We start from the raw sequence: 9007 nt of genomic DNA on the forward strand, positions 1-9007 counted from the left end.
AACCGATTCGTATATTTTTTGGCAGTAGCACACGGATGAGACCGAATCCTGAGCCTAAGTCGGACAGGCTCCTAGGCGTCGGCGTGCGCGCCCATTGGGCTCGAGCCTGTGCCCGGGCGCTGGCAGATGGCGCCGCCGTAAAGACCATCGCGGGGGTCACGGCACACCGTTGGATGGGTCATGCTCAATCAGCGGCGACATCCAGTAGGATTTCGTTGCGCCGCAATGGGCCCGGCGTCAGTGGATCATTGTAATAGGCGTAGATGGGCGCGGAGGTGATGTCGAGGCCCTGGGCGCTGATCCACGCCTCCAGCCGCCGGCGCGCCTCGGCGGTACGGGCATCTGTGGTGCGACCGCTAAAGCGCACCGCGGCCACCCGGCGCGGCGGCAGCTGCGTCAGACGTACGTCCGCACTGGCGGGAGCCGGCAGGCCGGCGCTCACCGCGGCCGAGGGCATGATGAAGCCGACGCTCCACTCTGGGGTGCTGTCCGATGCCGCAGCAGGTGCCTGTTGTTGGATCACCGGGGCGGTCATGGCGATCTTCTCGCCGGGGCGCTCCTTGGCGAAGATGTAACGGGCCAGCGGACTGAAGCCGGCGCTCAAGGCTTGCGTGCGCGCCCCCTCCCGGCGTACTTCGGCGATGGTGAGTGCCGGGTAGTCGCGCAGCTCGAGGTCACCCTCCCGGCGCACCAACGTGTATTCCGGTTGCTCGACGTTCTGGATGACATAGACGAACACCAGCAGGGCCGCAGCGGCGAGCACGGCGAGTCCGACGGCGGCGATGATGAGGGTCTTGATCATGGGGTTCAGTTTATGACGAAGAGAATGGCGACCTGCGTGCGTAAGTAACGGCGTCGTCACCAAGCGGCGGCCACCGAGGGGGATCGACGCGGGTTCGATGTCCCGGCCGGGGCGCAACCCGGGCGCAAGGCCCCGTGTCCCGCACCGCACTGGCACACGCCGTGGCAGCCACGTCAGGGCGACGCCCCAGGCGCGGCATCCAGCAGCGCCAACATGCGCTGCAGATCCTCCCAACCCTTGGCCTTTTGCTCCGGCGCGCGCAGGTAGTATGACGGGTGGTAGGTCACCAGTAGCGGCGTGCCGGTCGGTCCATAGCGATGCACCCGCCCGCGCAGCTTGCCGACGGCATCGGCGGTGCCCAGTAGATTGGTTGCGGGCACTCGGCCCAGACAGACGATGAGCGCAGGCGCGACCAACGCAATCTGTCGCTCCAGATAGGCGCGGCAGGCGGCGGCTTCATCGGTGCTCGGATCGCGGTTATTGGGCGGTCGGCATTTGACGATGTTGGCGATATAGACCTCCTCGCGCTTGCGGCCCGCCGCCGCCAGCATGCGGTTCAGTAGCTGCCCGGCGCGGCCGACGAAGGGCTCGCCCCGGCGGTCTTCGTCGGCGCCGGGCCCCTCTCCGATGAACATGACCGACGCGTTGCGCTCGCCAACGCCGAAGACGGTGTTGGTGCGTCGCTCGCAGAGCCCGCAGGCACGGCAGCCGGCCACCGCCTGCTCCAGGGCCGGCCAGTCCATGGCGGCGACGGCCTGCGCCCGAGACGGCTCGCCGGCCGTATCCGCCGGCCCCGCCGGGGAGAGACCCATCGAGGCATCCTCCGCAGGCAAGCCGGCGAGGTCGGCATCGGTCCAGGGTGGCGGCTCGTCTTGGGCTGGCGTCTGTGCTGATGCCGTGTCCTGCGCAGGGGGTGTCTGGCGCCCGTCCGGGGGCGCGGTCACCGGCGCCGACCCGGCGGCGGCGGTGCCCGGCCGCGGCGGCGCCGCGTCGCGGGCTGGTGCGGTTCCATCCGCCGTGCGCGTCGGCGCTGCCCCGGCCGCGGTGGCGCCGCGCAGGCGCCACACGCTGATACCCATGGCATGCAAATAGGCGAGGCGGCGGGCTTCGTGCATCGAGACCATCAACGTATCAAAGGGACCGCGCCAGCAGCGGCCGCCGCCAACGACGTCGCTGCGCATTCAAACATCGCTGATTTGCGGATGGGCGCGCTCCCGCGGCTGGGTGATCTTGTTGATGGCGTTGAGATAGGCCTTGGCGGAGGCGATGACGATGTCGGTGTCGGCGCCGGCGCCGTTGACGATGTGCCCGCCCTGTTCCAGGCGCACGGTGACCTCGCCCTGGGCATCGGTGCCGCTGGTGATGGCGTTCACCGAATAGAGCTTCAGGCTGGTGCCGGAGGCGATGATGGACTCGATGGCGCGGAAGGTGGCGTCCACCGGGCCGCCGCCGCTGGCGCTGCCGCGGCGCTCGGCGCCGTCGACGCTCAGCACCACGTCCGCCGTCGGCGTCTCACCGGTCTCGGAGCACACGTGCATGGACAACAGCTTGATGCGCTCGTTGGCGGCGTCCTGGGTGGCGATGGTCACCAGGGCCTGCAGGTCTTCATCGAAGATCTCGTGCTTCTTGTCCGCAAGATCCTTGAAGCGGCCGAAGGCGGCGTTGAGCGCCTCTTCGGTGTCGAAGTTGATGCCCAGCTCTTGCAGGCGTACGCGGAAGGCGTTGCGCCCCGAGTGCTTGCCGAGCACCATGCGGTTTTGGCTCCAGCCCACGTCCTCGGCGCGCATGATCTCGTAGGTCTCGCGGTGCTTGAGCACGCCGTCCTGATGGATGCCGGACTCGTGGGCGAAGGCATTGGCGCCGACGATGGCCTTGTTGGGCTGCACCGGGAAGCCGGTGATGCTGGACACGAGTCGCGAGCAGTTCATGATCTGCGTCCTGTCCAGCCGGGTATCGCAGCCGAAGACGTCCTGGCGGGTGCGTACGGCCATGACGATTTCTTCCAAAGCCGCGTTGCCCGCGCGCTCGCCGAGGCCGTTGATGGTGCACTCCACCTGCCGTGCGCCCGCCTGCACCGCGGCGAGGGAGTTGGCCACGGCCAGGCCCAGGTCGTTGTGGCAGTGCACCGAGAACACGGCCTTGTCGGCGTTGGGGATGCGCTCGCGCAACTGGGAGATCAGGCTGCCGAACTGCTGCGGCATGGCGTAGCCGACGGTGTCCGGGATGTTCAGGGTGCCGGCGCCGGCGTCGATCACCGCCTCCAGCACCCGGCACAGGAAGTCGATATCCGAGCGCCCGGCGTCCTCGGGTGAGAACTCGACGTCGTCGCAATACCGGCGCGCCCGCTTGACCGCGTGCACCGCCTGCGCCACCACCTGCTCCGGCGTCATCCGCAGCTTCTTCTCCATGTGGATGGGGCTGGTGGCGATGAAGGTGTGGATGCGCCCCGCCGTGGCACCTTTCAGTGCCTCGCCGGCGCGGTCGATGTCCTTGTCCAGCGCCCGCGCCAGGCCGCAGACGGTGCTGTCCTGGATGCTCCCGGCGATGGCCTTGACGGCCTCGAAGTCGTCTGGGCTGGCGATGGGGAAGCCCGCCTCGATGACATCCACCCGCAGCTTCTCCAGCGCGCGGGCGATGCGGAGCTTTTCGTCCTTGGTCATGGACGCCCCGGGGCTCTGTTCGCCGTCGCGCAGCGTGGTATCGAAGATGATGAGTGGGTCGATCGGATTCATGGGGGTCCTGCTCTTGGGGGGGCACTCTTGGGACGCACTCTTGGGGTGCAAGCGCGGCGCCGCGGGCATCTGCCAGCCGTCGGGGATCAGCCCGTATTCTGGCATGATCGGCGCCGCTTGCCATCCGTGGCTGGCGGCGGCGACAGTTCAGAGGAGGCGGCGGCCCCATTCAAGTCCCAGGCAGACCCGCGGACGGACTGGGATGAGCCGTCTGCGTCGCCACCGTCAGGCGCTGTACGGCCAGGCACGCCTCGAGCTGGCGATGCAATTGCGCCGGCGAGGCCTCATCGACCGCGGCCTCCAGGGCACGCGTTTCCGCCTCGAGGGCACGATAGCCGAAGAAGCCACAGAGACCTTTCAGCTCATGGGCGGTGTCACGGATCTGCTGACGCTGGGCCGCCGCAACCGCCGCAGCCAGTTGACACAACAGCCGATCGATTTCGCCCGTGATCTGCCGTCTCGTGATCGGGCCGTGACCGGCGGCCGCGGCGTCCACCGCGGCTCGGTGTGGTTGTCGTGCCGCCGCTGTGGCGTTTGCACCCAAATAGACGGCCAGGATCTGATCGAGCGCGCGGTCGGAGATTGGCTTGATGACCATCGCATCGAAGGGCCAAGCCTCCGCTGAGTGGTGATCGCGGGCAAAGACGTCAGCGCTCAATGCCACGATGGCCGGGCAAGCGGCGTCGCTTCGACGGTTGCGTGTGCTGATACGTCGGGCCGTCTCGATGCCATCGAGCCCGGGCATGTGGATATCCATCAGAATCAGGCCGAACCGTGCTTTGCGAACCGCATCGATGGCCTCGACGCCATCGCAGGCCTCATGCACCTCGAGCCCACGCTGGTCCAGCATGTGGCGCAGCAGCTGGCGGTTGAATGCGTTGTCCTCCACAATCAGCACCCGCTGTCCGCGCCGGGGCTTCCGGTCGCCATCGCGGTGCTGGCTCCGCTCGGCATGGATGGCCGCCGGGGCCGACGGATGCGCCGACTCAGCAATCGGACAGGGCACACTGAACGAGAATCGACTGCCATGGCCGTGGCGACTTTGCACGTCCATGGCGCCACCCATGAGCCGCACCAGGCGATCGCAGATGGCGAGCCCCAGGCCCGTCCCGCCAAAATGCCGTGTCACTGAGCCATCGCCTTGCGCGAAGGGTTGGAACAGGCGCTTGCGCGCCAGCGCCGTCAGCCCAATGCCGGTGTCCTCGACCGTGACCGATAATCGTCCCCCACTCGCCGCATCATGGTCGTAATCCGCCCAGATCCGGATCTGCCCCCGTGCGGTGAATTTCACGGCATTATCGAGCAGATTGGTCAACACCTGCGTCAGCCGATGGGCATCTCCCACCAAAGTCTGGGGCAGCTTCGGGGACAGCTCAAGTGTGAGCTCGAGCCCTTTCTCGCGGGCGGCTGGCAGAAGCAGAGCGACCGCGTCCTGCAGGCAGCGAGCCCCATCGAAGGGTCGGTGCTCGAGCTCGACATGGCCGGACTCGAGCTTGGTGAAGTTGAGGATGCCATCGACAATGTGCAGGAGCTGCTGCGTGGCACGGTCAATGGTGCGACCGTACTCGCTCGAGCAGGTCTGGTCTGGCTGCTCCAACAGCAGGCGCGTAAAGCCCACGATGGCATTCAGCGGCGTGCGGATTTCATGGCTCATCCGGGCCAAGAAGTCTTGCTTCTCCTGCCCCGCCTGCAGTGCAGCCATGCGTGCAGCCTCGAGCTCGGCATTCTTTGTGCGTAAGGTCTCGATGCTCCGTTGCAGCTCGCTGGTCGCGGTGCGTACTTGCTCGCGCAAGTCGTTCTGTGAGCCTTCCAAGGCCTGTGCCATACGATTGAAGTCGCGGGTGAGCTCACCGATCTCGTCGGCGGAGCTCGGCTCGAGGCGCACACGATGGTCGCCACGGCGGTAACGGGTCATGGCATGACTGAGCGCGAACATCGGCCGCGCGATGCCGGCTCCAATGCGTAATGCGGCGAACAGGCTCGCGAGCATACCGATGCCAACGAGCGCCAGGCTGGTGAGCAGTATCCGACGCTCGCGTGCGAGCGTGGCGTCGACGGACAAGCCGACCTCGGCGAAGCCAAGCGGCTGGGCCAACGGTGCGGTGTGCTGGGTCTCGAAGTCGCTGACCTGAACACCAATCGTGCCAATGGCGGCGCGATAGAGGTTGGGTGCGTCGGGATTCAGCACCTGCTCGCCGTCCTGTACGAGCATCGTGCCATCGGCGTCCCGCAGCGCCACCGAGACCACATGCGGCTGTTGCAACGTCGATTGGCACAACTGCTCCAGCCTGGGCAGATTGCGTGTCAACAGCGCCAGCTCGGCGGCCATGGCGAGGTTGGTGGCAATGACCTCGCCCCTTTCCTGAAGTCCCTGGCGTGCGTCCAGTAGCCGGGCGTGGGTCATGTAACCGCCGATGCAGATGGCAACGAGCAGGGGTGGCACGATGGCGAGCAGGACCAAACGGCTGCGCAATCGCAGCGAGCGGCGTTGTGGGATGGGCTGGGTGGTCATAGCGCCGCCTTCAGCTGGGCCGCCACCTCTCGCATCAGCTGCTCATCCGATGGCGGAGCCAGTCCCAGGGCCGCGGCGACCGGACGATTGACGGCCACCGCAAAGTCGCTCGGATAGCTTGGCGGCGGCAGTCCCGAGCCCTGCCGCCGCAGGAATGGCGCGATCGCCCGCGCGGCCTGTGTCCCAATCTGCTCGGGCGTACTGAAGACCGCTGCGATGGCGCCGGCGTCGACATAGGCGCGGGAGAAGCCGATGACCGGACGTTGCCGCTTGTAAGCGAGGTGCAACAGCCATTTCGCGCTGGTGGGGGTGAGCACCGTCGGGTCATAGACGGCCAGTATCAGCTCGCTGTCGGTGACCAGTGGCTGGATGGCCGCGGCGGCCGTGCGCTCGTCCTGTGCGGTGAGTAGGTTTAGCGTAAAGCCGGCGGCGCGGGCCGCGCTGATGATGGCACCGCGCGATTGCTGTAATCGCGGACCCGCCAACAGTCCGGCCTGCGAGGCGTTGGGGACCAGCGCCCGTGCCAGCGAGAACTGTCGCGCGATGGGCTGATCCAGGTAGATTGCCGAGACGGTCGGTGCCTTCGGCGTGTCATGCGCCAGGGCCATGAAATCGGCCTTCGGGACCAAGGCGCAGAGCACGGCCGGGCGCGCGCGCGCCCGCACAGCCGCTTTGCATGCCGCCAAGCCGATGGCAACGCGCACACTGACATCGTCTCCCTGCGCTGTCGCGTCGAGCCGGCGCCGAATCAACGTGTGATCGAATTCGTCGTCCAGGCGTTGAATCTGCGCTTGTATGGCATCGGCAACCCGGTCGTAGACGGTTTCCGCGCCACTCAGCAGGAGCTCCACCGACGCGACAGCCGGGGGCGGACTTGCAACCCATAAGGCTGTGGCGACCAGGGTTGCACGCACCAAAGAGGGACGGGCGCGCACCGCCTCGCTCGCGGCTATCAGTCGAACTGTAGCGAGGCCCTGAGATAGAGCCGCGGCTCGAAGCGGTTCCGCGGCGTGAACTCGGCATACGTGCCGCCCAAGCCGTGCACCAGGAGCTCGAGCTGGCCGTGCGCGCCACGGTCGTTGAAGGCCTTGGCCAGCCGCAGGTCGACGCGGAAATAGTCATCCACGGATGCCGGTGCGTCGTTGAACCAATACAGATCGTCCATGTAGTAGGCGGCGATACTGCCCTCGATGCCGGATGCCAGTGTCTGACTCAGGAGCAAAGTGCCCGAATGCCGTGGCACGGTGCGCGCCAAGTCGATCTCTGAGACGGGGTTCAGCGTGGCCGGGGCGGTGCCATGGGTGTCGGCGTAGGCGTAGGTGAAGCGAGCGAACGTGCCTGCGGCGGGGCGATAGCTCAGCGTCGTTTCGAGACCGGTGACACGGTAGTCCAGCGCGTTCGCCAGGCGGTAACAGCCAAGGGCGAACAGTGGTTGTTGTGGACACGCCAGGTCGTAAGTGTAGGTCACGGCGTCGTCGACGTCCTCGTGATAGAGGCGGGCGTCCACATCCAGTCGGTCGTTCTGGAGCCGACCCAGATAGCCCACCTCCAACTGCTCGCTCGTCTCCAGCGCCAGGCGATCCGGTGAGACATAGTTGACCGCAAACGGCGTGCCGTCATCGAGGCTGATCAGCGCATTCCAGTGCTCCTGCAGCAGGGACGGAAATTGCTGTGCGCGGGTGACTGCCACCCTGAAGGTCTGCTTCGGCGTCAGCCGGTAATTGATGCCCAGTCGCGGCGAAAGCGCGGTATCGTCGATGACGGTGTTCGACTCCAGCAGGGCGCCCAGATTCGCAAGCCAGCGCGGATCGGGCCGCCACTCCAGGTTGGCCGACAAGGTGGCCGTGTTGGCACTGAGGCGCTCCGAGGTGCCGAGCTGATCATCGCGCATCGACTCCCAGCGATAACCGCCGCCCCAGGTCAGACGCAGGTCGTCGAGGGGCCGCAGTGATTGTCGGAGCTCCAGCTCGTAGCGCGTGCTGTTGCCATTGAAGTTATTGAACGCGACGGTCTGATCCAATGGCCCCAACAGCAGTTCCGCGAGCGCGGGCGGTACACCGGCCTCGGCGCTGAGCGCCTCCAGCGCGACCCGGGTGTCTTCGCGGGTGTCGTAGTGATCGCGGGTGAACTGCACATAGAAGCCACGGTCGCTGTCCGTGGCATGGGTCCAGCGCAGGAACTGATAGTCGCTGGTCACGCGGCGACTGTCCCGGGGGATCTCGAACTGTAGTGTCACCCCCAGATCGCTTTCGGTGTATCCAAGGTGGATGTCCAGCTCGTCTTGTGGTGTCAGATCGACGATGCCGCGAAAGGACGGATTGGTCAGACGCGTGTGGTCGTCGACATCAGCGAAGCCCTGGTCCCGGCGATGTTCCAGGGTGAGGCGGTAGTCCATCGGGCCGAGTCGCCCGGCTTGGCGCAGGACGCCCTGCGCCCAGTCCTCGCCCCCGCCGGTGGCCTGCAGGAACAGACCCTGCACCTGGAATGGTTGCCGCGTGACGATGTTGACGGTGCCCATGATCGCGTTGTCGCCATAGGTCGATATGTTGGGCCCGCGCACCACCTCGACCCGTTCCACATCCGCCAGTGCTACACCGAGATTGACCCAGTCGATACCGGAGAAGGTGGTGTGATAGCGCGACTGACCGTCGACGAGGATCTGGAGGCGTGCGAACCAGGGCGATCCGGTGCCGTGGGCGGTTGCCGTGAAGAGATTTCCAGCAGTATGTCCGACCTGAAAGCCGGGCACCAGCCGGAGCACGTCCACGAGGTGCACCGCACTGGTGCGCTCGATCAGCGCCCGGTCGATGACCGTCACCGCAACCGGCGTGTCGGTGATGCGCTGCGAGAGCCGGGTGGCCGAAACCACGATGGGGATCTCGCTGCCGGGTGGCCGCGGGTGATTGCTCACCCGCGGCTCCCACAGATCCGGACGTGCGCGTTAACGCATCCGGCTCCTCG

Annotated in this window: 6 protein-coding genes; all 6 read right to left on the reverse strand. The window is 66.7% G+C overall.

The window, feature by feature from the left end; translation table 11 throughout:
• Window positions 1-184: 184 nt before the first annotated feature.
• Window positions 185-802 (reverse strand): heme-binding protein, encoded by a 618-nt coding sequence (locus QZ588_RS16985; RefSeq protein WP_366929601.1) that lies wholly within the window; start codon window positions 800-802, stop codon window positions 185-187.
• 173 nt (window positions 803-975) lie between these two features.
• Window positions 976-1917 (reverse strand): uracil-DNA glycosylase family protein, encoded by a 942-nt coding sequence (locus QZ588_RS16990; RefSeq protein WP_295544181.1) that lies wholly within the window; start codon window positions 1915-1917, stop codon window positions 976-978.
• A 66-nt stretch (window positions 1918-1983) separates the two neighbouring features.
• Complete coding sequence (locus tag QZ588_RS16995) at window positions 1984-3534, reverse strand: 2-isopropylmalate synthase (protein ID WP_295544183.1); 1551 nt, start codon at window positions 3532-3534, stop codon at window positions 1984-1986.
• 169 nt (window positions 3535-3703) lie between these two features.
• Entirely contained in the window at window positions 3704-6046 is a 2343-nt protein-coding gene (locus tag QZ588_RS17000; protein WP_295544185.1) for an ATP-binding protein, read from the reverse strand.
• Complete coding sequence (locus QZ588_RS17005) at window positions 6043-6897, reverse strand: ABC transporter substrate binding protein (protein ID WP_295544187.1); 855 nt, start codon at window positions 6895-6897, stop codon at window positions 6043-6045. The genes QZ588_RS17000 and QZ588_RS17005 overlap by 4 nt, the downstream gene beginning before the upstream one ends.
• A gap of 101 nt (window positions 6898-6998) precedes the next feature.
• The gene (locus QZ588_RS17010; RefSeq protein ID WP_295544188.1) at window positions 6999-8957 is read right to left on the reverse strand and encodes a TonB-dependent siderophore receptor; all 1959 of its coding nucleotides are present in this window, start codon (window positions 8955-8957) and stop codon (window positions 6999-7001) included.
• Window positions 8958-9007 lie beyond the last annotated feature (50 nt).

Source organism: uncultured Thiohalocapsa sp. (assembly GCF_913062725.1).
Lineage (GTDB): Bacteria > Pseudomonadota > Gammaproteobacteria > Chromatiales > Chromatiaceae > Thiohalocapsa.

Bases quoted from the DNA above. Each gene is read 5' to 3' on its own strand.
- QZ588_RS16985 (WP_366929601.1), bottom strand. From the start codon at position 802: ATGATCAAGACCCTCATCATCGCCGCCGTCGGACTCGCCGTGCTCGCC.
- QZ588_RS16990 (WP_295544181.1), bottom strand. From the start codon at position 1,917: ATGCACGAAGCCCGCCGCCTCGCCTATTTGCATGCCATGGGTATCAGC.
- QZ588_RS16995 (WP_295544183.1), bottom strand. From the start codon at position 3,534: ATGAATCCGATCGACCCACTCATCATCTTCGATACCACGCTGCGCGAC.
- QZ588_RS17000 (WP_295544185.1), bottom strand. From the start codon at position 6,046: ATGACCACCCAGCCCATCCCACAACGCCGCTCGCTGCGATTGCGCAGC.